This window comes from Anaerobacillus alkalidiazotrophicus (assembly GCF_001866055.1).
Map to the genome: position 1 here is coordinate 1,030,612 of NZ_MLQS01000001.1, position 21,536 is coordinate 1,052,147.

General features: G+C 32.9%; 31 protein-coding genes and 1 pseudogene. 20 read left to right on the forward strand and 12 right to left on the reverse strand.

The annotated features are described in order from the left end of the window. The first annotated feature begins 203 nt into the window (after positions 1-203). The gene (locus BKP45_RS04875; RefSeq protein ID WP_071388586.1) at positions 204-770 is read left to right on the forward strand and encodes a hypothetical protein; all 567 of its coding nucleotides are present in this window, start codon (positions 204-206) and stop codon (positions 768-770) included. 94 nt (positions 771-864) lie between these two features. On the opposite strand, the gene BKP45_RS04880 is transcribed toward BKP45_RS04875, so the two are convergent. The 3 genes from BKP45_RS04880 to BKP45_RS04890 form a co-directional block, all read right to left on the reverse strand. Next, positions 865-1,113, reverse strand: a complete 249-nt coding sequence (locus tag BKP45_RS04880; protein ID WP_071388587.1) for a hypothetical protein — start codon at positions 1,111-1,113, stop codon at positions 865-867. Positions 1,114-1,207: 94 nt separating this feature from the next. Continuing rightward, on the reverse strand, positions 1,208-1,417 hold the full coding sequence (locus BKP45_RS04885) for a hypothetical protein (protein WP_071388588.1): 210 nt from the start codon (positions 1,415-1,417) through the stop codon (positions 1,208-1,210). Positions 1,418-1,467: 50 nt separating this feature from the next. Continuing rightward, positions 1,468-1,758 (reverse strand): hypothetical protein, encoded by a 291-nt coding sequence (locus tag BKP45_RS04890; RefSeq protein ID WP_071388589.1) that lies wholly within the window; start codon positions 1,756-1,758, stop codon positions 1,468-1,470. Between the two features lie 197 nt (positions 1,759-1,955). Between BKP45_RS04890 and BKP45_RS04895 the strand changes: the two genes are divergently transcribed. From BKP45_RS04895 to BKP45_RS04910, 4 genes are all read left to right on the forward strand, one after another. Continuing rightward, positions 1,956-3,437: a type I restriction-modification system subunit M gene (locus BKP45_RS04895; RefSeq protein ID WP_071388590.1), complete on the forward strand. Its 1,482-nt coding sequence runs from the start codon at positions 1,956-1,958 to the stop codon at positions 3,435-3,437. After that, positions 3,430-4,719, forward strand: a complete 1,290-nt coding sequence (locus tag BKP45_RS04900) for a restriction endonuclease subunit S (protein WP_169824056.1) — start codon at positions 3,430-3,432, stop codon at positions 4,717-4,719. Before BKP45_RS04895 ends, BKP45_RS04900 begins: the two co-directional genes overlap by 8 nt. A 12-nt stretch (positions 4,720-4,731) precedes the next feature. Next, positions 4,732-7,671, forward strand: coding sequence for a type I restriction endonuclease subunit R (locus BKP45_RS04905; protein WP_071388592.1), 2,940 nt, complete (start codon positions 4,732-4,734; stop codon positions 7,669-7,671). 141 nt (positions 7,672-7,812) lie between these two features. After that, positions 7,813-8,712, forward strand: coding sequence for a hypothetical protein (locus BKP45_RS04910; protein WP_071388593.1), 900 nt, complete (start codon positions 7,813-7,815; stop codon positions 8,710-8,712). An 18-nt stretch (positions 8,713-8,730) separates the two neighbouring features. Here BKP45_RS04910 and BKP45_RS04915 read toward each other — a convergent pair whose 3' ends face one another. Together BKP45_RS04915 and BKP45_RS04920 are read right to left on the reverse strand one after the other, a co-directional pair. Then, entirely contained in the window at positions 8,731-9,459 is a 729-nt protein-coding gene (locus tag BKP45_RS04915; RefSeq protein ID WP_071388594.1) for a M48 family metallopeptidase, read from the reverse strand. A 92-nt stretch (positions 9,460-9,551) separates the two neighbouring features. After that, on the reverse strand, positions 9,552-9,884 hold the full coding sequence (locus BKP45_RS04920; RefSeq protein ID WP_071388595.1) for a YolD-like family protein: 333 nt from the start codon (positions 9,882-9,884) through the stop codon (positions 9,552-9,554). A gap of 108 nt (positions 9,885-9,992) precedes the next feature. Here BKP45_RS04920 and BKP45_RS04925 point away from each other — a divergent pair, with 108 nt between their 5' ends. From BKP45_RS04925 to BKP45_RS22910, 3 genes and pseudogenes are all read left to right on the forward strand, one after another. Next, positions 9,993-10,181 carry a hypothetical protein gene (locus BKP45_RS04925; protein ID WP_071388596.1) on the forward strand — a complete coding sequence of 63 codons (189 nt, stop codon included), beginning with the start codon at positions 9,993-9,995 and terminating at the stop codon, positions 10,179-10,181. A gap of 438 nt (positions 10,182-10,619) precedes the next feature. After that, positions 10,620-11,504 (forward strand): hypothetical protein, encoded by an 885-nt coding sequence (locus BKP45_RS04930; protein ID WP_071388597.1) that lies wholly within the window; start codon positions 10,620-10,622, stop codon positions 11,502-11,504. A 344-nt stretch (positions 11,505-11,848) separates the two neighbouring features. Continuing rightward, positions 11,849-11,941, forward strand: a pseudogene (locus BKP45_RS22910) (RNA polymerase subunit sigma); the annotation flags it as partial. Between the two features lie 33 nt (positions 11,942-11,974). Here BKP45_RS22910 and BKP45_RS04935 read toward each other — a convergent pair. The 4 genes from BKP45_RS04935 to BKP45_RS04945 all read right to left on the reverse strand — a co-directional run bounded on the left by BKP45_RS04935 (position 11,975) and on the right by BKP45_RS04945 (position 15,086). Next, positions 11,975-13,531 (reverse strand): recombinase family protein, encoded by a 1,557-nt coding sequence (locus BKP45_RS04935; RefSeq protein WP_071388598.1) that lies wholly within the window; start codon positions 13,529-13,531, stop codon positions 11,975-11,977. 229 nt (positions 13,532-13,760) lie between these two features. Continuing rightward, positions 13,761-13,901, reverse strand: a complete 141-nt coding sequence (locus BKP45_RS22395; RefSeq protein WP_169824057.1) for a hypothetical protein — start codon at positions 13,899-13,901, stop codon at positions 13,761-13,763. A 107-nt stretch (positions 13,902-14,008) separates the two neighbouring features. Further along, on the reverse strand, positions 14,009-14,650 hold the full coding sequence (locus tag BKP45_RS04940) for a pentapeptide repeat-containing protein (protein ID WP_071388599.1): 642 nt from the start codon (positions 14,648-14,650) through the stop codon (positions 14,009-14,011). A gap of 181 nt (positions 14,651-14,831) precedes the next feature. Continuing rightward, entirely contained in the window at positions 14,832-15,086 is a 255-nt protein-coding gene (locus BKP45_RS04945; protein WP_071388600.1) for a hypothetical protein, read from the reverse strand. A gap of 145 nt (positions 15,087-15,231) precedes the next feature. Between BKP45_RS04945 and BKP45_RS04950 the strand changes: the two genes are divergently transcribed. After that, positions 15,232-15,465 carry a hypothetical protein gene (locus BKP45_RS04950; protein ID WP_071388601.1) on the forward strand — a complete coding sequence of 78 codons (234 nt, stop codon included), beginning with the start codon at positions 15,232-15,234 and terminating at the stop codon, positions 15,463-15,465. Positions 15,466-15,581: 116 nt separating this feature from the next. Here the strand turns inward: BKP45_RS04950 and BKP45_RS04955 are convergent, their stop codons facing one another. The 3 genes from BKP45_RS04955 to BKP45_RS04965 are packed head-to-tail and all read right to left on the reverse strand — an operon-like array spanning position 15,582 to position 17,179. Beyond that, positions 15,582-16,244: a restriction endonuclease gene (locus BKP45_RS04955; protein WP_071388602.1), complete on the reverse strand. Its 663-nt coding sequence runs from the start codon at positions 16,242-16,244 to the stop codon at positions 15,582-15,584. Between the two features lie 35 nt (positions 16,245-16,279). Then, positions 16,280-16,717 (reverse strand): ImmA/IrrE family metallo-endopeptidase, encoded by a 438-nt coding sequence (locus BKP45_RS04960; RefSeq protein ID WP_071388603.1) that lies wholly within the window; start codon positions 16,715-16,717, stop codon positions 16,280-16,282. 27 nt (positions 16,718-16,744) lie between these two features. Then, positions 16,745-17,179 carry a helix-turn-helix domain-containing protein gene (locus BKP45_RS04965; protein ID WP_071388604.1) on the reverse strand — a complete coding sequence of 145 codons (435 nt, stop codon included), beginning with the start codon at positions 17,177-17,179 and terminating at the stop codon, positions 16,745-16,747. A gap of 164 nt (positions 17,180-17,343) precedes the next feature. On the opposite strand from BKP45_RS04965, the gene BKP45_RS04970 reads away from it, so the two are divergent. The 11 genes from BKP45_RS04970 to BKP45_RS05005 all read left to right on the forward strand — a co-directional run bounded on the left by BKP45_RS04970 (position 17,344) and on the right by BKP45_RS05005 (position 21,510). Continuing rightward, positions 17,344-17,592 carry a helix-turn-helix transcriptional regulator gene (locus BKP45_RS04970; RefSeq protein WP_071388605.1) on the forward strand — a complete coding sequence of 83 codons (249 nt, stop codon included), beginning with the start codon at positions 17,344-17,346 and terminating at the stop codon, positions 17,590-17,592. A gap of 166 nt (positions 17,593-17,758) precedes the next feature. Continuing rightward, positions 17,759-17,998, forward strand: a complete 240-nt coding sequence (locus BKP45_RS04975; protein ID WP_071388606.1) for a hypothetical protein — start codon at positions 17,759-17,761, stop codon at positions 17,996-17,998. Continuing rightward, a complete protein-coding gene (locus tag BKP45_RS04980; protein WP_071388607.1) occupies positions 17,998-18,198 on the forward strand; it encodes a hypothetical protein in 201 nt (66 codons plus the stop codon). The genes BKP45_RS04975 and BKP45_RS04980 overlap by 1 nt, the downstream gene beginning before the upstream one ends. Before the next feature lie 17 nt (positions 18,199-18,215). Next, on the forward strand, positions 18,216-18,386 hold the full coding sequence (locus tag BKP45_RS22400; RefSeq protein WP_169824058.1) for a hypothetical protein: 171 nt from the start codon (positions 18,216-18,218) through the stop codon (positions 18,384-18,386). 26 nt (positions 18,387-18,412) lie between these two features. Then, on the forward strand, positions 18,413-18,676 hold the full coding sequence (locus tag BKP45_RS04985) for a hypothetical protein (protein ID WP_139193740.1): 264 nt from the start codon (positions 18,413-18,415) through the stop codon (positions 18,674-18,676). 147 nt (positions 18,677-18,823) lie between these two features. Beyond that, on the forward strand, positions 18,824-18,994 hold the full coding sequence (locus tag BKP45_RS22405) for a hypothetical protein (RefSeq protein WP_169824059.1): 171 nt from the start codon (positions 18,824-18,826) through the stop codon (positions 18,992-18,994). Positions 18,995-19,266: 272 nt separating this feature from the next. Beyond that, complete coding sequence (locus BKP45_RS04990; protein ID WP_071388608.1) at positions 19,267-20,322, forward strand: hypothetical protein; 1,056 nt, start codon at positions 19,267-19,269, stop codon at positions 20,320-20,322. Positions 20,323-20,443: 121 nt separating this feature from the next. Continuing rightward, positions 20,444-20,659 carry a hypothetical protein gene (locus tag BKP45_RS04995; RefSeq protein ID WP_071388609.1) on the forward strand — a complete coding sequence of 72 codons (216 nt, stop codon included), beginning with the start codon at positions 20,444-20,446 and terminating at the stop codon, positions 20,657-20,659. A gap of 12 nt (positions 20,660-20,671) precedes the next feature. Then, positions 20,672-20,833: a hypothetical protein gene (locus tag BKP45_RS22410; protein ID WP_169824060.1), complete on the forward strand. Its 162-nt coding sequence runs from the start codon at positions 20,672-20,674 to the stop codon at positions 20,831-20,833. Between the two features lie 193 nt (positions 20,834-21,026). Next, positions 21,027-21,251: a hypothetical protein gene (locus BKP45_RS05000; protein ID WP_071388610.1), complete on the forward strand. Its 225-nt coding sequence runs from the start codon at positions 21,027-21,029 to the stop codon at positions 21,249-21,251. Positions 21,252-21,309: 58 nt separating this feature from the next. Further along, on the forward strand, positions 21,310-21,510 hold the full coding sequence (locus BKP45_RS05005) for a hypothetical protein (protein ID WP_071388611.1): 201 nt from the start codon (positions 21,310-21,312) through the stop codon (positions 21,508-21,510). The last annotated feature ends 26 nt before the right edge of the window (positions 21,511-21,536 follow it).

Below are 21,536 nucleotides of genomic sequence, written 5' to 3' on the forward strand. Positions count from 1 at the left end.
CTTTTGGACAAGGTAAAGGGGTAATATTTAATAAAATGTAATTATTTATCGAGTTGTCTAAAACTTATAACTTTAGGACAAAGCAAACAGTAAGTTTTTAGTTAGCATTTAAAGGCACGATAAAATAAATAAATGGTAAGGTGTAATAATATTTTATAAAAAATAAATAATAAAAAAATACCACTGATAAAGGAATGAATTATATGAAACTGAAGTTAGCCATTTGGTGTTTTTTTGTTATTCTACTTACGAGTTGTAATCAAAATTTTTCACCTTTAAAAATTGATCAAGACACAATCGAATTACAGAATAGAGGGAACCAGGGAATAAGAGGAAACCCACATGAAATTATTGAAGGTCTTGAACAAGAGATTAATGAGTTAAGAGATCGGAATGAAGAAATTGTAGCAGAAATTAATTCCTTGGGCACTCGAAATAAAGAATTAGAAGAGGAAATAACCGAAAAGATAATACGAAACCAGAATTTACAAGAAGAAACAGAAGAGCTAAGATCTCAAAATGAAGAGTTAATTCAAATTAAAAATAAATATGCAGTATTGAAAGATGTTGAAAAAATAAAAAGTGGAATTAGCCGTGAAACGGCAAGAGAGATAATGGAAAACAGTGAGCATTTTAGTAGAGGGACAAGATTAACAGCATATGATGTTTTTATTAATAAAGATCGTGAAAGTGATTTTTATCGTGTTGTTATCCATTATGATACAAGAGTTTACAGAACGGTTTCAAGGGTGGAAATTTACTATAGGTAAGAAAGTTAGAATTAAAGTAATAACGCATAAATTTCTTCAAGGAGTGGTAATTAATAAGCAACTACTCCTTCTTTGCTCCAATGAATGTGATTTATTAATCTTTAATTTCCTCTAATAAAACGTACTTACCATTGCCAATGGATTTAAAAATTTTTTCATATGTTTTACTATGACCTGGGTTAGAATGGTTTGCTAGAAAAACGTTGAGAAAATTCTTTCTTGGATACCAACCATTATTATTCATAAATTGTTCAACATCTCTTGTGTTAATCGGCTGTTTAAGCTTACCTTTCTTTATAGCATCAACAATTTCAACTTTCATTCCTCTCCCATACTTTGGCATTAGTTGTTCACTCCATAATAATTGTTTTTTCGTGCATCACAATCTTATTGATACCGGTACAACGCGTAAAAATTTTATTTAATATATTGCATTTTTAAATCATTTTAAAATGTTTGAAGGCATCCTTAATATGTTCTTCTTTATTTGACGGACACGGATTGATTCTATTATTTGATGAATGTCGGTTATGTGACGTCTTAGGTTTTAGCCCACAAACTTCTTTCATGTGTGCAATCCAACACGTTTTTGGAATGTAGCCATATTTATGCTTAACATACTGTTGGATCTGGACATATGTAGCCAACTTATTCCACCTCTGGTTGTAAGTTTAGTATTGATATCTCATACATACATCTATTTCTTTACATATAAATTATTTCTAGTACAGTTAAAGTAAATGTTATCTTTGGCAAATACTTTTTTATTGCTTGCTTCATCACGTATTAATCGATGAAGAAGTATATTAGAAGTCCCACTTTTTACAGCATAGACACTATCATGGCTTTTTTGTACCATCCATAAATCGTATTCAGCTACTTTTTCTAAATCTTCTTCATTAAATGTAACTGTAAACATTTCATTCGTCGATTTTCTTTCTACTGTCATTGAAACGATTCCATTTGTAATTGAATAACGGTTTTGCATTTCCTCACCATCCTCAAATTATTTGTTTATGTCTCCAAAATAATTAATATGGTGCTAACTTAAGGCATTAAAAATAGTATTACCTATCATTATTTCTCCATTCTTCTACCTTTACATTAATAATAATGGTTGTCCTATAGGTAATTTGGTATAGTATAATTGTAAACAATTAACAATGGGGAGAAGATGCAGCAGTTATGGAAAAGTTAACCTTGCAACAACTCGAAAGCCATTTATGGCAATCTGCAAACATACTACGTGGATCAATCGATAGTTCGGACTACAAAAATTACATATTCGGTTTATTATTTTTAAAACGCTTAAATGACGTATTCGTTGAAACAGCACAGAAGATTGAGCAAGAAGAAGGCGATGATTATGGCTGGTATGATCGTGACGAGCACCAATTCTTTGTTCCGGAACGTGCACGTTGGAAGAGTATACAAGCACTTACGCAAGATATTGGGGATGCCATTAACAAAGCGTTTGAAGCACTTGAGGAAGAAAATCCATCCCTACAAGGTGTACTAGCGAGTATCGATTTTAATGATAAGGAGAAGCTGCCAGACCGACTTCTTTTACAATTAATTCAGCATTTTAGTTCGATTGATTTAAGGAACGAAAACCTCTCTGAACCAGATATGCTAGGACGAGCTTACGAATATTTAATCAAACAATTTGCCGATGATGCTGGAAAAAAAGGTGGAGAGTTCTATACTCCTTCTAAAGTTGTAGAACTAATTGTTAAGCTAATAAAGCCAGAAGAAGGTATGCGTGTTTGTGATCCTACAGTAGGATCTGGTGGTATGCTTATTCAATCGGTTGATTACATAAAAGTAAGTGGTGGAAACCCTCGAAATTTAACGCTGCACGGTCAGGAACGCAATCTGAATACATGGGCGATTTGTAAAATGAACTTATTATTACATGGATTAAGTGACCATCGTATTGAAAAAGGTGATACGATCCGTGATCCAAAACTTTTAGAAGATGGTGAACTCATTCTTTATGATCGTGTAATCGCCAATCCACCGTTCTCACTGAGCAACTGGGGAAAAGATGAAGCCGAAAGTGATGAATATGGTCGCTTCCGTTTCGGTATTCCACCGAAGGATAAAGGAGATTTTGCTTTCGTTCAGCACATGGTATCTACCCTTAACCACGAAGGAAAAGCTGGAGTAGTTATGCCACATGGTATTTTGTTCCGTGGTGGAGCAGAGGGAAATATTCGTCAAGGGTTGTTAGAAGAAGATCTAGTCGAAGCAGTGATTGGATTGCCTTCAAATCTGTTTTACGGTACTGGTATTCCAGCTAGTATTTTACTTCTAAACCGTAACAAAGATGAAGATAAGAAGGGTAAAGTGTTTTTCTTAAATGGATCTGACGATTATCAAGAAGGTAAAAACCAAAACACTTTACGAGATCAGGATATCGAAAAGATCGTTTCAGCCTATGATAAGTGGCAAGAAGTAGAAAAGTATTGCCGACCAGTATCTTTAGACGAAATTAAACAAAATGACTACAATTTAAACATTGCTCGTTACATCGATACAATGGAAGAAGAAGAACAAATTGATGTAGCAACAGCCTTAGCCGAACTCCAAAATCTAGAAGAAGAACGTAAAGAAATTGAGGATAAGATGTACGGTTATTTGAAGGAGTTGGGGTATGGTGAGTAGCAATAGTTATAATAATACAGAAATCGGTCCAATACCCAAAGAGTGGGAAGTTAAAAAAATTGGTGATTTTGCAAAAGAAGTAAAAGTTAAAAATAAAGAAGCTGAGAACTATACAGTACTTTCGGTAACTAAATACGATGGAATTGTTTCATCATTAGAGTATTTTAAAAAGCAAGTTTATAGTAAAGATACTACTACTTATAAAGTTATTAAAAAAGATCAGTTTGCTTATGCAACAATCCACCTTGATGAAGGATCAATAGGGCTGTTAGAAGATTTCGATAGTGGTGTTATTAGCCCAATGTACACAGTGTTTGAAACTAATAATACAATAGATAAGAATTTTTTATTCTTACTTATGAAATCTGATTTATATGTAAGAAGATACAGTAGTCTTGGACAAGGTAGTATTAATAGAAGAATGTCAATTCCATTTAAAGCTTTGGCCACTCTCCCTATTCATTTCCCACCGTTAAATGAACAGAGCAAAATAGTAGAAATTATTAGTTCTGTCAAAGAAACTATAAAAAAAACAGAAGCAATCATAAAGCAAACCGAAAAAGTAAAAAAAGGATTAATGCAACAGCTTCTTACAAAAGGAATTGGACATACGGAGTTTAAGCAAACCGAGATTGGTGAAATTCCTGAGGAATGGGAAGTGAAGCACTTAGGAGAAATTGCTGCCCAAAATGAAAAATATTCGTTTGTTGGTGGTCCTTTTGGTTCAGATTTAAAATCAGAAGAATACACAGAAAATGGAGTAAGAATAATTCAACTTCAAAACATAAAAGATGGATCTTTTTCAAATGATTATAAAATTTATACAAGCGAAGAAAAAGCAGATGAACTCTTAAAATGTAATATCTATCCTGGTGATATTATTATAGCTAAAATGGCAGAACCAGTTGCTAGAGCTTGTATTATACCCAACATTGCTGAACGATTTGTAATGGCTTCCGATGGGATTAGACTATCAGTTGACAAACAACTTTTTAGCACTAAATTTATAATGTATGCGATAAACTCACCATACTTTAGACAACAAGCAATAGATCATAGTACTGGCACTACAAGATTAAGAATTGGACTAAAAACTTTACGGAATTTGAAGGTAGCAATACCACCATTACAAGAACAAAAAGAAATTGAAAGTGTTCTTTCAACTATTGAAGGTAAGCTAAAGAATGAAGAAATGAGAAATCAAAACTTAATAGAAATTAAAAAAGGTCTTATGCAAGTCCTACTCACTGGGAAAGTACGTGTCAAAGTTGACGATGAATAGGGGGTAAACAACATGACCTCAACATCAGATTGGAATGAAAAACAACTCGTAGAAAATAGGTTAATTGAACAACTTCAAGGAATGGGCTATGAATATCTTCATGGTCCTTCTTTGGATAGTGAACGTGAAACAGCGAATGACGTTATATTAAGGGGACGTTTATCCAATGCGATTAAACGATTAAACCCATGGATCAGTGAAGAAAACAGTCGTAAAGTAATGCGCTCGATCCTACATATTGAAGCGACAAGCCTAATGGAAGCAAACGAAAAGTTTCATGATATGCTGGTGAACTACATATCAGTTCAACAAGATCTCGGAAAAGGCAAGAAAAACCAAACGGTAAAGCTCATTGATTTTTCAAACCCAGTAAAAAACGAATACCTTGTCGTAGACCAATTCAGTATTACGGATGCAAGAGGAACGATTCGTCCAGATTTAATCACCTTTGTCAATGGATTACCTCTTGTCGTAATCGAATGTAAAAGCCCTATGCTCAACATTCATGAACAAATTGGGCAAGGTGTAAAGCAGTTAAGACGATACCAAGAAGAACAAGAACGATTATTTCACTATAATCAGTTTATGGTCGCTACAAGTAATGATCGAGCTAGAGTAGGAACGATAGGGGCGTTGGTACAGCATTACGGCTTATGGAAAGATCCATATCCATTTACGACACCTGAAATTGGTGATAGTCCTTCTGCTCAAGATATTTTAGTAACTGGCATGTTCACAAAGGGAAATTTACTCGACCTCATACAAAACTTTATTATATATCAGACGGAAAATGGTCAGAGGATTAAGAAGTTAGCTCGTTACCAACAATTCCGTGCTGTCGGAAAAGCAATAGACCGAATTTTACATGCAAAGAAATCGAAAGACCGTGGTGGTGTAGTATGGCATACTCAAGGTAGTGGGAAGTCGTTAACCATGCTTTATTTAGCTGTAAAGCTACGAAGACTTGAACAGTTAGAAAACCCTACGATTGTTATTGTAACGGATCGTAAAGATTTGGATGAGCAGATTACAAAGACGTTCCGAAGTTGTGATTTCCCTAATCCTCAACAAGCAGAAGGGGTAAAGCAATTAAAGGAACTTCTATCTCAAGGGCAAGGTTCAACGATCATGACACTTGTTCAAAAGTTCCAAGAGGACAAGGATAATGGTGCTTATCCTGAACTCTCTACCTCTGAAAATATTTTTGTCATGGTAGATGAAAGTCACCGTAGCCAGTACAAAGGGTTAGCAATGAATATGCGCACAGCGATGCCGAACGCTTGTTATTTAGGCTTTACTGGAACACCTATTGATAAAGAGGATAAGAGTACGACAGCTACCTTTGGATCTTATATCGACAAATATACAATTGAACAAGCTGTTGAGGATGGCGCAACGGTTCCAATCTTTTATGAAGCGAGAATGACAGAACTACATGTTCAAGGAGAAACGCTTGATGAACTATTTGATCGGAAGTTTAGGGAGTACGATGAAGAAACACGTGAACGGATCAAGAAGAAGTACGCTAATGAACAAGCGATTATAGGATCTCCTAAGCGTATTGAACAAATTGTACTAGATATCATTGGTCATTATGAAACTCACATTGAGCCAAATGGATTTAAAGCACAAATTGTAACAGTTACTAGAGAAGCAGCTGCGTTATATAAAACAAAATTAGATGAACTAAGTGATTATCAATCAGTCGTGATTATTTCTGGTGGGCATAACGAAAAGGAACATCTAAAGCAGTATCACATAACACCAGAACAAGAAAAAGAGTATATTAAACGATTTAAGAAGCCATTATCAGAAGATCCACTTGCATTTATTATTGTGTGTGACAAGCTTCTAACTGGATTTGATGCTCCAATCGAACAAGTGATGTACCTTGATAAGCCATTAAAAGAACATAATTTACTTCAAGCGATTGCTCGAACAAACCGTACTTATAATAAAAAGGATTATGGATTAATCGTAGATTATTACGGTGTATCTCGTTTCTTAGAACAAGCATTAGGGATTTTTACGAAGCAAGATGTTCAAGGAGCGTTACAACCCATTGATAGCGAAATACCACGGCTACAATCACGCCATCGTTCAGTCATGAGGTACTTTGATTATATTAATAAAAACAATGCAGATGCGTGTGTTCAGGTGCTAGAACCTGAAGATGTGCGTAATGAATTCGAAACAGCATTTAAACGTTTTGCGAAAAGTATGGATATGATCATGCCTAATCCAAAGGCACAACCTTATGTATCCGATCTAAAATTCCTAGGGAAGATACGTCAATTGGCGAAATCTCGTTACCGTGAAGAAGGAATGGACATTACTGAATGTGGTGAAAAAGTAAGGCAGCTTATAGCAGAGCACTTACATGCTTCATCTGTAGAAGTATTGCATGATCCTATTGATATATTATCCAACAAGTTCGAACAACGATTAGAAGAAGCGACTACTACAGAAGCAAAAGCAGCAGAAATGGAACATGCTGTTCGTCATGAAATTAAAGTAAAGATGGAAGAAAATCCAGTCTATTATACTTCCTTACGTGAGAAGCTCGAGGAATTATTGCAGTCAAGAAAAGCCAAGCAAATGGAGATCGTTGACCTTTTTGAAGCGTTACGTGAGATGGTAAATGATATGCGTAATACCACTCAAAAAAGTAAAGAGCATGGCTTAGAGCGTGAACAGTTTCCGTTTTATCAAATGCTAGAAAAAGAACTAGACTATGATGATGATAAGGAAGCATTAAGGGATCTAACACTAATTATTACGGAAACCATTCAGGATGAAGCCGTCATTGAATGGACTGCAAAAGATGATATTCAACGAGAAATGCGCAAAAAGATTAAAAAGCAGCTTCGAGCCATTAAGTGTCCAAAGGATAAAATTGATGAGGTGACACAGAAATTGATGGATTTGGCAGCAGTGCATTATAAAAAATAATTTTTAAAGCTATCTTTCTGATGGAGCGTTTTATAAAAAGAACGTTCCTCAGATTTATTAAATAGGATAAGAAAAATCAAAAGTATGGGAAGGATAGTAGTATTGATAATTATAAGTGAAATGAATAGGTTGTACCACTTTATGCTTGAAGAGTTTAGTAATAGGGAATTAGCAATTGGATTTTGGATAATTATTTTTGTCATTTTTGCTTTCTCAATAAAAGGTGTTAGAAAACAATTTCCTATGTTGCTAAAAGCAATGTTTAATAAGCATTTATTCGTTTGGTATATAAGCTTATTTGCATATTTTTTTGCTATGATTTATTTTCTAATAAGTATTGGTTTTTGGGAAATAAAATTGTTAAAAGGAACTTTGTTTTGGCTCATAGGCTTTGCATTCGTGTCATCAGTAAGAGCAATTGGAAAAGCTAATGACCATTCTTATTTTATAAATTTGATTAAAGATAACGTTAAGTTATTTATTGTCTTTCAATTTATAATTAATTTATATAGTTTTTCCTTTATTGTTGAGGTTATATTAATCTTTGTAATCACAGTTCTCTCAATTTTAGTTAACTACTTGGACAATAGTTCTAGATATCAAAGTAAAGAGTTTAGCAGGATAAAAAATTTCTTTAACTTTTTATTAGCACTCATTGGTTTAATAGCTTTGATTTATTCTACTAAAATGCTATTTGGAAATTTAGAAAATATTGTAATTTCGGATAAATATAAAGAAATGTTTTTACCTTCTATACTTTCACTGTTATTCATCTTTTATATTTATCTATTAGTGCTTTATGATGCATATTTACAAGTATTTTTTAGGTTAAAGTCGAAAAAGACGATAGAAAATAGATATAAATTTATATTAAGAGTAAAAATAATTATACTCTGTAAATTAAATCTAAATAAAGTTAACAACTTTATAGATAGAAGTAATATTATGTCAACTCAGATAAAAAGTAGTGAAGATGTAAAAAAGGTGATCCGAAATTTTAAGGATATTGAATTATACAATAAAATGAAAAAATCATCTTAAGCTAAAATGGTCCACCTCTTATAAACTAAGGGTTGGACCATTTATTCGTAACCACTCTTTACGCTGCTCATAATCTGGCATTATCGAATGAACAAGCTGCCAGTATTCCTTTGAGTGATTTGGGTATTTAATATGTGCAAGCTCATGAACCAGCAAGTAATCTACAATGACCAAAGGAGCCATCACGATGCGCCAATTTAAATATATTGCATTATCTCCGGTACATGTTCCCCAACGCATTTTTTGTTCCTTTAATTCAATTTTAGAGGGGGATAATCCCATTTTAGGACAATAAATGTTAAGGCGTTCCTTGATCTTTGCTTCGCCATGTAGCTTGTACCATTCTTTGAATAGTTCATATAGTTCATGATTTTTTTCTTGGTCAGCATAAGAACTAGGTACATTTGCTATGAATTTCCCTTGCTTAAATACTAATGTAGATTGAGTAATGTCATCACGCTTATGTACTTTTAATCGGTAGTTTCTCCCCAGGTAGGCAAACTTCTCTCCACTAACATATTCCTTCGGTAGTGGTGGATCAACGATCTCCTGAAAAGAGTTCCATTTATTTAATATCCAAGGCGCTTTTTTATAGAGAATGGAATGAAGTTGATCTTCTTCTACTCCTTCTGGAACTATAACTCTAACCCCATCAAGCCATTCAACTGATATCGAAATGTCCCTTTTATCTGGTTTTACTTCTAGTGAATATTCTAATGCTGTATTGCCATATTGAAAGCTTGGCATGTTACCACCTCGATTTTGTTGTACTACAAATATAATAAATAGATAGGGGATGGTCAATGCTTAAGAACATGGTCGAACATTACCACATACAGCTACAAGGTGTTTACTGCGCCTATATCCTCAAAAGCTACACAAAGTTTCTCGTCAAATTCATCAACTATCCTAAATTGTTTACCGTTCATATCTATAAAATGCACTCGACCGATCAACGTCTTATAGTACCCATCTTCCCAATATGTAAAAGCTAGTACGTTATTATCTGCGATGGCATCAGTAACTGTTATTTCGATTTCTTCCCATTGTTGTTCGTCTAGCATAGGGCGTGGAACCTTGTTGAGATCATCAGCCCATTTACGCAGCATTTCAACATGCTCAGGTAACATGAGGGAAGTCCATTTGATATTTCCGCGATCTTTTAATGTCATATTATCAGCTCCTTTATTAATTAACATTATATACGAATGTACGTTCGTTGTTCAAGGGAGGTTATTTTTATAAACACATCCCCATATATTGAATTAGGGGTGAGTGAAGTGACACAGTGTGTAGAATGTACGGAATATCTAGAAATGTGGGGTGGAGAAGAGTACTTGTATGAAGGGTATATATGCGAATACTGTACTGGCTGGGTTTGTCCAAGTTGTAGGGATATAGTCGATGATGATGAATTTGATGAATGTTGTCCTTCTTGTTACAAAAGTATGAAAAAGAATAATAGTTAATAACATGTTACTCCGGTGGTTCTCTCGGAAATTGGAAAACAATTTACGGTCTATCGGAATTAGCTCTTTATTATTTGAATTTGTTTTCAAAATATCAATCGTTTCTCACTGAAGTGGGGAACGATTTTTTTTGTTGAATATTGAGAGCTTGGCATGTTACCACCTAAATATACTATAACACAAATATAATGGTTAGGGATTAGTTCGTCAATGTAACCTATATTGATTATATGATTGTAGTTTTCTATTGGGAGATACTACATTTAGATTTTTGCTTTGTTTATATATATATTTCCAAAATTATAAACATATGGTATTTTTAGTGTGTGTTAAAATTTTTTGAAAGGGGTAATTATTATTAAAAAGATAATAATAGTTTTTATAATTATACAGATAATTATTGGTTGTTCAAATAATTCACTAGGTGAAGAAAATGAAATGGCTGTAATCAATAAAGAAAAATCTTTAGTTGATGAAAAGGAACAAGTTTTTTTAAGAGACATAGCAAGTAGAAATGATGCATGGAATTCCAATTTTTTAAGAGTATTTAAGTTAGGTTTCTATGAAGTAGAAATAGAAGAAAATCGTGAGGAAGCAATAGAAATTTATAATGATTATTTTATGAATTTATTAAATGCAGAACGTGCTGTATTTTTAAAAAATAATATTGATGAAATAGATTTTAGTTTGTTGATAGAGGATATCGAAAACGACATTTACAAAATAATTAAAGATTACGATCAATCTCAAAAACAAAGGAATGATGATAAAAAGAAAGAAGCACGGCTTGATGAAATTGAGGAAATTATAAAACTTATTGATAACAAAAATTATAAAAAAGCAAGTGAATATACCATAGATAACACTATTCAACATGATATAGAAGTAGTAACTACCTTAAAAAAATTTGCGAACGCAAAATATATTTATAATATATCAAACGATCCAAATAATTTTCTATTTGAAAAGAACCTAGTATGGATTAGTCCTAGTTATAACGGAATTAAAGCAGAGGAAATAATAAGTTACATCAATCAATTTTTTACTATTGAACAATGGAATGAACTTCATAAAGAGGAAAGGGATTACCAAAAAATGGTTAGTGTCCAAAGTAAGAGAGATGAAAGGGAACGCATTGTTGAAGCAAATAAACCACTTCCTAAGGTTGGAATGACAAGTAATGAAGTATTAGAAAGCCGTTGGGGTAAGCCAGAAAAAGTTAACCGAACAACGACAGCCAATAGAGTGCGTGAACAATGGGCTTATCCAAATTTTAAGTATATTTATTTAGAGGATGGAATTGTAACAGCTATAAAAGATTAAGATTCTGGTAATAAAACGGTACATTTTGAGAGCTTTGGAGTTTCGTCTGAAGCTCTTTTTATATTGAAAACAGTTTTTACTAACACTGCAAACACCTCCATTCTTAATAGTACAGTTCAGTAGGTGTTTGGATTTTTTCTTATCTCAATTTACAAGGTATAGTTTAATGAGAGAAATAAATTGTGGGTGATCAACATGAGGTAATTTCTTAAACACCGTTGCATTAAATATATTTACCCTTGTCCATGCAGTGTGCTATAATGCTTCCTATAAGCAATTGAACGACCTCGAAATTTCTTCAATTTATTACCACAATTTTCTGCACCCCTTTTGACTTTAGAATAGAAATACTAATGCATCTACGTGCTTTGAAGAAAGTAAAAAAAGACGTTTCTCTTCACGATCCAATCGGAACAGATAAGGAAGGCAATGAAATACCCTCATGAGGTTATCGGTATAATAAAAACCCTTTAAATAAAGGGTTTTATCAGAGGATATAACACTAGCTCAAAGTCATCGTTGCGCTGGTGTTTTTCTTTTTTATAAATAGCTTTATCTAGGACTGTTTTAAGAAGTACGTTTTTTCTTTCTGCATCATCGTCCTTATAGTAGACGTCTAGGACGTTTTCCATGATTGGAATGATGTTCTTTTGAGCTTCTTCACGTTTGTTTTCTAATTGTAAATCAACTTTTATTTCTTCAATTGAAAGCCGAATGTCATTTGTTTTTTTAGATAAAAGCTGAGAGCGATCGAGGAAGGTTTCTTCGTCGTAAACACCCCTTTCGAGAAAATCGTGAAGTCTATTTTTTTGTTGTTCCATTTCTTCAAGTTCCTTTTGAAGAAGTATAATAGATTTACGCTTTATATCCAGCATCTCAGTGCCTTTGTCCTCTTTAGGTGTATATGCTTCCCAATTGGCTTTAAATTGCTCTAGCCACATCCTCAAGGCTTCTATGACTCTTTTTTCTACATAATCAAATCTAGCGCTCCTCGAATGGCAATGTTTGTTTGAACACATTAAATGAGCAGCCTGTCTTGTATAAGGTCTATAAACCATTGCAGCTCCACAATGACCACAACGAATTAATCCAGCTAATGGATTTCTCACAGGGTTTAATAATTGATACGGAACATGATATTTCTTTTTTAAAATCTCCTGAGCCTTTTGATAGGTTTCCATTGATATCAAAGGCTCGTGTTTCCCTAGGACGTCAATCCACTCAGCTTTGTCTCTTGTCCTGGTATCTTTTACCTTACCGGGCGTAATAGACTTTTTAATTTCTTTACGTTTCCATTGTAGCCTTCCAGCATAAACAGCATTTTTTATTATGTTGAGTACCGAATTACCTGTCCAGGACTTACCAGTATAAGTTTTATAGCCTAAAGAATTTAACTCGTTCGCTATATGTCCCGTGGCTAAACGTCTTGAATGATCAGAGTTTGTATACCAATCAAAAATCATTTTTATTACTGGAGCTTGATCTGGATGAGGTTCCAAAGTTCGGCCATTGTCTAAATCTTTGATTACGTAACCGTAAGGGGGGAGAGTAGCAATATAATTACCTTCTTCGATAGAGCGTATTCTTCCACCTTGTAAACGTCTATTAATAATCTTTAGCTCTTTCCTAGCCATAAACGCTTCAAATTCACTATATTCTTCATCCCATTCGTCTGAAAGATCATAAGTCTTTCTAGGAGTAATAATCTTTGTTTTAGCCTTCTGGAACGTCTCAAGTATCAATCCTTGCTCTTGCATATTTCCGCGTCCAAGACGATCCATATCCATGACCAATACACCATCATATTGTTTATTTTCAATTTCTTTTAATAACTCTAACATTTCCGGTCGATGCATCAAACTTTCTCCAGAAACAATTTCTTCGCGAATTTTAATAATGTTTAAGTTTAGTTGTTTGGCTGTCTTTAAGAGAGCTTTTTTATGTTTGGCAAGTGTTTCACCTTCACCACGTGATTCCGCTTCTAGATCAGCACGAGATTTTCTAAGGTACATACAAACTCGATCCATTCCAATCACCCTTTTTTATTGACCTTATTATAAGTATAAATATTTATTTTTGTTTCATGACTAAGTTTTGTAAGGAAAAAACAAGAACAAGAGTTCTGTTTTAAGGATAATTTGATCTGAGTTATTTGTAAAGATGTATAAAAATATTTTAATTAGGTTATTGAAAAAAGCCATATCAAATTGTGACATGGCATTAACTAAATTTTCCTGTAAAATTGAAATGTGCTCTTTATAATAATAATTTTTGACTTTTAAATACATATAAATTAAATAAAACCGCAGCCATTCGAGAGGCATTACAAAGAGATTCTATCAATAAGGTAATAATCAATGTTAAAAATCCCACTACAGTTGAAAAATTGCCAACCATAGGCAACACCTCCAGAAAATAACAAGTCATAGTATTCCCCCAACAGTCCGTAGACACTATGAGCTTATCCTCTCGGTAGCTGGGCAGGGTATTATCATTATACCAAATTATATTTCTTTTTGTATGAATTTGATTAAATATGAAACCGTAGAGAAATTTTTATTCAATTTTTCTCCAGCTAATTTTAGACCAATTATTAATTCTTCATCTGTGAAATATTCTAATAATATGCTGATATTTAATGTGTTTATTCTATTCTTTTTTAGGTGTAATACTTTAGATCGTCTGATATAGTCATTTTTCCTTAAATCATCAATAAGGTCGTTTAAAGTTTGGTTAACGACAATATTTGGCATATCGTTTAGTATAGTAATATCATGATCTTCGATTCTAAAATTTTTAACTCCTTTTAATCCGACATTGAGGAATTTTACATTTTTGAAGATTGCATTTTCAAAATTTACTCTCTCAAAGCTTACTGAATTAAATGTTACATTTTCAAAATAAGCACTTTCAAAATTTGATCTTTTAATGTTAGTTCCTATAAACTCAGTCCAATAAAAATTAGCTTTGTAGAAAGAACATACCGTAAATTTGGCTGCCCTTAAGGATGCAAAGTTAAAATTAGAGCCAGAAAAATTAGTACCATGTGAAATACTTTTATAAAAATTTTTATACATATAGTTTCTATTTCTTCTATCCATATTTATATAATTAAATTTTCCTTTTGAAAGCTTATTTCTCCCCATTTTTTCACCTCTATACTTAGAAAACTGACTATTGATTATAAATGAAAAGACAGGATAATAAGATCCTGTCTTTTCTAGCGAATATGTGTTAGCGAATAGTTTAATAACGAAAATAAAAATTATTTTTGAAAACTTTATACTGATGAAAATAGAAGTAATATACAATTTTCAGATGAAAGTATTATTGTCTTACTTTTTTTATGTTGTTTAGTTCAAGTTCGGCATCAGCCACTCTATGATTTACAAAACGAACACTTTCTTTTACGTCATCTAATGATTTAAGAATAAAATTGTCGGAATTTAAATTTTCAATGTGTTGAGTCTCTATTGTATTTTTTAAATCGTCAAAACGTTTATTTATTTCGGTTTTTAACAAATTTTGACCAGTTTCTAAAGCTTCTAGCTTTTGTAAGATCAAATCTAATTTATCACTCACTAAAAACATTCCTCTCACTTGAATATTGGCTTTATTATAACATTTGTTTGTACTAAGTTTCGAGTTAATTTTGTTATTTTGTGGTATACAAAAACTGACAAAAAAGCTACGTTAAAGCTAATAAAATTTTTTAGGAGTTGATAAAATGATAGATTTTTCAGGAATTAGTTTGCCGTTTGGTGCAGGAGAATTGTTGAGTGGAGCTATTGATTTGTTGAATGTAGTTGGACCTTTTGTATTATTGGCCTTGGCAATTTATTTTGCACCTAGGTTATTTTCTTTAGTTTACGACGCTGTTTTAATAAAGGATATGATGAGTGATGATTATCGAAGTTTTAACAGCGAAGATGGGATGTCTAGAGGTAAAGTGTATAGATAATATGCTCGTGGAAAACTTTTTGGTTACAGAAGAGATTCTATGGAAGCTGAATATGTTTCAAGGCGTTTTAGAAGATAAAAGACAAGCACTCAGCTTGTCTTTTGTTTTGAAAAAAATCATGCTAATTTTCTTTTTCTTGCTTCTTGATCTCTCCATTTTAGAATATTGTTTTCAACCCAATTTTTATCATGAGTATCAATCTTAAATTTATCGGCTTGAAGTAATGCGGCATTTGTAAATGAAGATGTGGTTATAAAATCAGCAAGTGAACAATTATGGTTTCTTTTTGCACTATTTAATTCACGAATTGGTTCTACGCCTATTGGTTTCCCACCTTTATAATGCTTGATTTGCACAGCTACATTAGCATTATGTTCTTTACTAAAAATAATCAAGTCTACACCACCATCTGCACCTTCGGAAGTCTCCCGTGGTTTAAACCCTTTTGCTTTGTAATAAAGGTAACATAGGCGTTCAAACTCTCTCCATGATAATTCGTTAAATGGTAAGGTTAATATTTCATTTTCTGATCTTAGTAGGTTGTGAGCTTTAGTAGGTGTCTTAGTTTTCTTTGAATTACCAGAAGTTTTTTTGGCATTAGCAGTCCTGGATTTAGAACTTTTCTTTTTCTTTGGGATTATTAGTAGGTTTGGAAGGAGCGAAGCTGCAACTAAGATAACCACAAAATGAGGCCAATACATGCTACTATGCATAAAAAACCAATATAATCCACCGAATGTTATTATTAACCGAATAATTTCTCTTAAATCTTTTCTCATTTCCTTTTTTTATCACTCTCTTTCTGTGTAGATAGTTAATTCTTTATGTAAGTTTTCAATTCACATACTTCTCCTGGAACACCATAGATCCCAGCAACTTCTTTTATTGTCATATTTGTATCTCGGAAATTATCAATCTCGTAATCTGGTAACAATAACTCAACGGCAAAGGTGTTAGCTTCGACTTCAATTTTATCTATAGAGTAAAAGGTGTTCTTTTTTAGAAATGGTGTATTTGCTCTGGGGTGTAAGATTGCATGTCCTAATTCGTGGGCGCATACGAAGCGTTGCATTGTATCGTCTAATTTATTGTTGATATTAATGAACTTTATTCTTGAGGCATGTGTAAAAAATCCGTATGTATCTCCTAAATCAGCATATGAAACAATAATATTCTTTTCTGCAGCTATTACGAATGGATCGTTTGTTTTATGTTTTTTTAAAAGCTTTGTTATGGTTTCTTTAATTCTCATTTAGAAATCCCCCCTCATAACAAAGCCCTATTCTTTTTGATATTTCTTAGGTGTAAATTTTTTCTTTGCAAGTTGCTTTGCTAAACGTAGATTACTTTCAATTTGTGCTAAAACCAATTCACGAGTGTTATCATCCATAGGTTCACCATCGAATGCTAGGCTTGTATCACCTTCAAGGTCATTGATTATAGCTTCAAGCTTTTTAGCAATATCACGTTCATCTTTGGAATTTAATACTGGAAGCTTGGATTCTGGTTCTTTTTCTTTATTAGTACGACCTAATAAATAATCAGTTGTAACATCTAATATATCAGCAAGATCTTTTAATAATTCATTAGAGGGAGTACTATAACCATTTTCATAATTACTTACTGTACCCTTTGTAGTTTTAAGTTTCTTGGCTAAATCTTCTTGGGTAAGTTTTTTTCTCTTCCTAGCTTCTCTTAATCGCTGCGATAACACAATTTCCCCTCCTAATAAATAAAAGTACAAATTAATTGTACATCAAATGGAAATTTTTTAAATTAAAGTACAAGAAAATCATACATTTGTATTGACATACAAGTTTCTTGTACTTATAATCAACTTATAAAGTACAAGATTTTCATACAAAACGAGGTGATGACATGAAAAATAACAATCTTATTAATGCAAGAAAAGAATGTGGACTAACCCAAGAAAGTGTTGCGAAAATACTTAATTGTAAAAAAGGCACTATTAGTAATTGGGAAAATGGTTACTCTTCACCTAAATTATCCGATGCATTTAAACTAGCAAAGCTTTTTGGAAAAGACGTAAATCATCTTTTTTTTAATGAGAAAGTACAAGTTTCTTGTACAAAGGGGTTAAGGAAAGAAAAGATTAATGTAGGTTAAATCCAGAGTTAAGTTTCATAATCTAGATTTCGACAATAAATTAAAAAATCCTTCAAACTGCTACTCTATACGCTGTTTTGTGGTTCAGCTTACGAATAAATCACATTGTCCATCAAAGCGCTGCAAGGCAGCCAATGAACCTATTTGAAGAAGGGATGTAGAAGATATGGAAGTCGCTGATTTTATAAAGGTTAAAGGTTTTTCGAAATTAACTGAGCAGCAACAACAGCTATTTGTAAGAGTCTATAAAAGACATTTAGCTGCTTGGGGTACTGAAATGAGAAAGAAATACGAACTAAAGCAACTAAAAGAAATTAAATGGAGTAAGAAAGAAAATTGTTTACATGTGTTTTGGAAAGGTGATACAGATTGGTTCCATTACGATACTAGAGGGTGTTGGTACTAATGACTAAAAGAATAACTATTGATATTAACGAAAATGAGTACCTACGGTTGAAAGAAATTGCAGAAGAAAGGGAGAGTTCAGTTTCAAAATTACTTGGTGCTTTTGTACAAGACTTAACCAATTCAGAACGGCGTGGTGGTAGTGATGAATATTATCGGGCAAGAGATTGGTTAGATCGTATAATGCTTCAATATCGCTGATTAATGAGTTGATATAAATGAAAGAGGTTCAACGTCGAATTGCTTATTATACTCGGAAGGTTGCTGAGGTATCGTCTATTCATCCAGCCAAGAAGCCGCCAAGATCACATACTTACAGACATGGACGGTTAATGGTTTACAAAAAACTAATGTTTCAAGAATTTAAAAAACAGGGCTACATCAAATAAATATTAGCTAAAAAGGGGGAAGAACTTTGTTAACGAAAATGAGGGCAGTCCAACAAGCATTTGAGCATAGACATAAACTAAGAGGTGATCAGTCTATGTCAGATCAAAAATATGCAGCCACCTATCAGTTTGGAAAAACCAAGGTCCATATTGTAGCTCCAGAACCAGTGAGTAAAGAAGAGCATGAACAAAGAGTTCGAGAGTTCCATTTAGCTGGTTGGGCTATTTGGAATAGCCTACCAGTTGAAAAAAGATTAAGTATTAATGAAGCAGCAGCAGGGGAAGAGTAACCTGTTGCAAGGAGACAAGCTATAACTTTATGAAAAATAGGATGTGAATGAAATGGAAATGATGATTGCACTCTTAACATTACATTTCAGCATGGTATTAGTACTTTTAACAACTAACAAATATAGACGAAATGGAGATGTTTAGTAATGACAGAACATGCGGAAATAGCGGGATTTTTACAGGTCAAAATTTGCGACTCGGAAGCTGAGACAAATGATTGGTTACAAGAAAATGGAGATCTTGAAATAGTAGAAATTAAGTTTGCTGGAAGTAAAACATATAAAGCAATTATGATCATCTATCGATTAGATGCTTAAAAAATTTAAATAACTTCGCGAAAAATGTTGTCAAAAATAGATGGAATTTAGCTTTTAAGTTGTTAGATCGACATATTAACTAACGAGTTTCAAGAAAGGGATAAACATGCAGAACTTCAATAAAAAAACTGCAAGAGCGGGAACTCTTACAGTCGAGCGAAGTTTTGGCACACCACACCAATAGGAATGCTTTTTAACTTCTTAATTTATTGTACATAAGCATTCCTACCCTTTCAATTTTTATTTTTGATTTATTGAGATGGGGGATAGGATTGAATGATTTTGTAAAGATATCACAAGGTATAAATGAACTTTCGAAACGTGATCATATTACTTTTGTACTTCATTTTGGTCAAATGGACCGTTGGGTAGCAACTGATAAAGATGATGAAACAGTAATCATAAACTCAACAAATTCAACCAAAATAAATATCGGTGAAGTTGTGAAACTTTCAGAAACACTCTTCATGAAATGGTTAAAATTAAATACTTATGTAGATCGATCAGTAAGTAGAAAGGCAGATTTTCATATTAAGAACTCAATTGAAAATGTAGCAAAAATTCTTGGATACAGTGATAGAAAAGGATTATATAAAGTTTTAAAACCTTTGTATGAGGTTGGTCTAATTGAGTTAACCGAAGGTAAATTAGGTACAAGAAATTTAATTGATATTAAAGTTTATCCATATCCAGTTTATTCGGATACGACTATCTGTAATTTAGTTAAATGTAGATTGTGGAACGATAGAAAATCATTTGGATTTTTACTTTCAAAAGCTGGAATTGAAGCTAAAAAAAATAAAGCAAATACACGTGCTGAGTACAAAAGTACACAGGAAACCGAGAACAAAAGTACACAGGATGATGTGAACAAAAGTACACAGGGGCTTGTGAACTTAAGTACACAGAGTCCTGTGGACAAAAGTCCACATACTAATGAATCAATATATCTAATTGATAATAATATATCTAATGATTCAAATCATCTAATTAATAACCTAGATGACAAAGTAGCAGACTCATTAGAAATTTTCCTGAACCAGGAACAAGTAACCGATGATGAAAGATTGATGATGATTGATAGATTAATTGGTTTTGAATTTAAGTCTTTAAACTACGAATCGCATCAAAAGTATTTCTTGAAAATTTTAAAATCAATACGCTCAATAGAAAAATCCAAAGTTCAAAAACCTGTAGTTAAAAAGGATAAGCTGCCAAAATGTTTATCAGCTCCTAATCAAGAAGATCAGTTAGACGATGATACAGAGTTTGAAGAAGCAAAAAGACTTCTGGAGCAACGATTGCAGAAATTGAAAAGCAAAAAGTAATCCTAAACACTGCATGGTATCTAATGAACTATCAACAATCGAAGGGAAGAACCTTGAATAAAAAGAGTCAAAAGGTTCCGGGGCGCGCGTGAGCCGTCCCTAGAATAGGAGTGAATGAAAAGTGAAACAAGGAAAACTTAATGTATTTATCAGTGGTGAGCAGTTAAAAACGATTTTGTTTTCATTGCACCACATGTTAGCGCCAAATGAATATTTAGACGAAGAGGATCGTGAGTTATTAGAAATGCTTGAAGAAATGCACGATAAACTATTTTCAGTTGAAAATGAAAGTAGTTTTGATAATGAAATATACGCTATCGACGATTTGCCATATTAGGAGGCATTAAAAATGAATAGGGAAAAATTGGAGTCTCGTACACTAGCCTATGTTATTGGCTATGTTACAAGTATCTCGGAAAGCAAGGATAGGCATGAAAAAGAAATTGATCTAGCTAATGAGCTACTAGACGAGATTTTCACGGAATTAAATCTAATTGAAAAAGTTGGATGATCGAATGAAAAAAATATTATCAGATGTACCAACTGCAGAAGTTACGAAATAGAGTTAAGTCAAATGTTCTTAAACCAAATAACAAACGAAATAATTCAAATTGTGAAGTGTAAAAACTGTGGGTTAGAAATTGAAGTTATAAAAAAGGATGAACGTGTTTCGGTTTAGAGACAAACAGTGAAGGAGGTTAATTATGTTTAACATTGGAGATAAGGTTTATTTTATTAACCCTCATTATACGGATACTAGGTTAACAGAAGGTACTATTCTTTCAAAACAACGTTTTTTAAGAATATTTTATTATTATTACGAAGTTTTACATGTAGACAGCAAAGGGGTTCATAGAATATATATTTGCAACCATACGACTTTATATAAACTTAGCTTTATTAAAGAACATAGATTTATTGATGTATAGTCCGTAAATACTGAACAATAGAGGCATACTGTGCAACAGTTGAAAGGGGTTGTAACTCTTGAATAAGTCAACTCAAAGAATACCAACGAAAGACATTTTAGGTAACAAGATTAAAGTTGGAGAAAAAGCGATAATTTTTTCCGAGCACGGTACTCATTATGAGGGAATTATCGCTCAAATCGGTGGTAAACGTTGGTTTCAAGTAGATGAAGGGTTTCGTATTGGCGGTATAGGAAACTGCCTTATTATCAAAGGTTGAGTCATCTGCGCCATAAGAGAAAGGAT

Bases quoted from the DNA above. Each gene is read 5' to 3' on its own strand.
- BKP45_RS04930 (WP_071388597.1), top strand. From the start codon at position 10,620: ATGGCTGTAATCAATAAAGAAAAATCTTTAGTTGATGAAAAGGAACAA.
- BKP45_RS22395 (WP_169824057.1), bottom strand. From the start codon at position 13,901: ATGGTTGGCAATTTTTCAACTGTAGTGGGATTTTTAACATTGATTATT.
- BKP45_RS22400 (WP_169824058.1), top strand. From the start codon at position 18,216: ATGAAAGAGGTTCAACGTCGAATTGCTTATTATACTCGGAAGGTTGCT.
- BKP45_RS04905 (WP_071388592.1), top strand. From the start codon at position 4,732: ATGACCTCAACATCAGATTGGAATGAAAAACAACTCGTAGAAAATAGG.
- BKP45_RS04890 (WP_071388589.1), bottom strand. From the start codon at position 1,758: ATGCAAAACCGTTATTCAATTACAAATGGAATCGTTTCAATGACAGTA.
- BKP45_RS04970 (WP_071388605.1), top strand. From the start codon at position 17,344: ATGAAAAATAACAATCTTATTAATGCAAGAAAAGAATGTGGACTAACC.
- BKP45_RS04940 (WP_071388599.1), bottom strand. From the start codon at position 14,650: ATGGGGAGAAATAAGCTTTCAAAAGGAAAATTTAATTATATAAATATG.
- BKP45_RS22405 (WP_169824059.1), top strand. From the start codon at position 18,824: ATGACAGAACATGCGGAAATAGCGGGATTTTTACAGGTCAAAATTTGC.
- BKP45_RS05000 (WP_071388610.1), top strand. From the start codon at position 21,027: ATGTTTAACATTGGAGATAAGGTTTATTTTATTAACCCTCATTATACG.
- BKP45_RS04950 (WP_071388601.1), top strand. From the start codon at position 15,232: ATGATAGATTTTTCAGGAATTAGTTTGCCGTTTGGTGCAGGAGAATTG.
- BKP45_RS04920 (WP_071388595.1), bottom strand. From the start codon at position 9,884: ATGACATTAAAAGATCGCGGAAATATCAAATGGACTTCCCTCATGTTA.
- BKP45_RS04875 (WP_071388586.1), top strand. From the start codon at position 204: ATGAAACTGAAGTTAGCCATTTGGTGTTTTTTTGTTATTCTACTTACG.
- BKP45_RS22410 (WP_169824060.1), top strand. From the start codon at position 20,672: ATGAATAGGGAAAAATTGGAGTCTCGTACACTAGCCTATGTTATTGGC.
- BKP45_RS04935 (WP_071388598.1), bottom strand. From the start codon at position 13,531: ATGGATCGAGTTTGTATGTACCTTAGAAAATCTCGTGCTGATCTAGAA.
- BKP45_RS04910 (WP_071388593.1), top strand. From the start codon at position 7,813: ATGCTTGAAGAGTTTAGTAATAGGGAATTAGCAATTGGATTTTGGATA.
- BKP45_RS04880 (WP_071388587.1), bottom strand. From the start codon at position 1,113: ATGCCAAAGTATGGGAGAGGAATGAAAGTTGAAATTGTTGATGCTATA.
- BKP45_RS04975 (WP_071388606.1), top strand. From the start codon at position 17,759: ATGGAAGTCGCTGATTTTATAAAGGTTAAAGGTTTTTCGAAATTAACT.
- BKP45_RS04915 (WP_071388594.1), bottom strand. From the start codon at position 9,459: ATGCCAAGCTTTCAATATGGCAATACAGCATTAGAATATTCACTAGAA.
- BKP45_RS04895 (WP_071388590.1), top strand. From the start codon at position 1,956: ATGGAAAAGTTAACCTTGCAACAACTCGAAAGCCATTTATGGCAATCT.
- BKP45_RS04955 (WP_071388602.1), bottom strand. From the start codon at position 16,244: ATGAGAAAAGATTTAAGAGAAATTATTCGGTTAATAATAACATTCGGT.
- BKP45_RS04960 (WP_071388603.1), bottom strand. From the start codon at position 16,717: ATGAGAATTAAAGAAACCATAACAAAGCTTTTAAAAAAACATAAAACA.
- BKP45_RS04980 (WP_071388607.1), top strand. From the start codon at position 17,998: ATGACTAAAAGAATAACTATTGATATTAACGAAAATGAGTACCTACGG.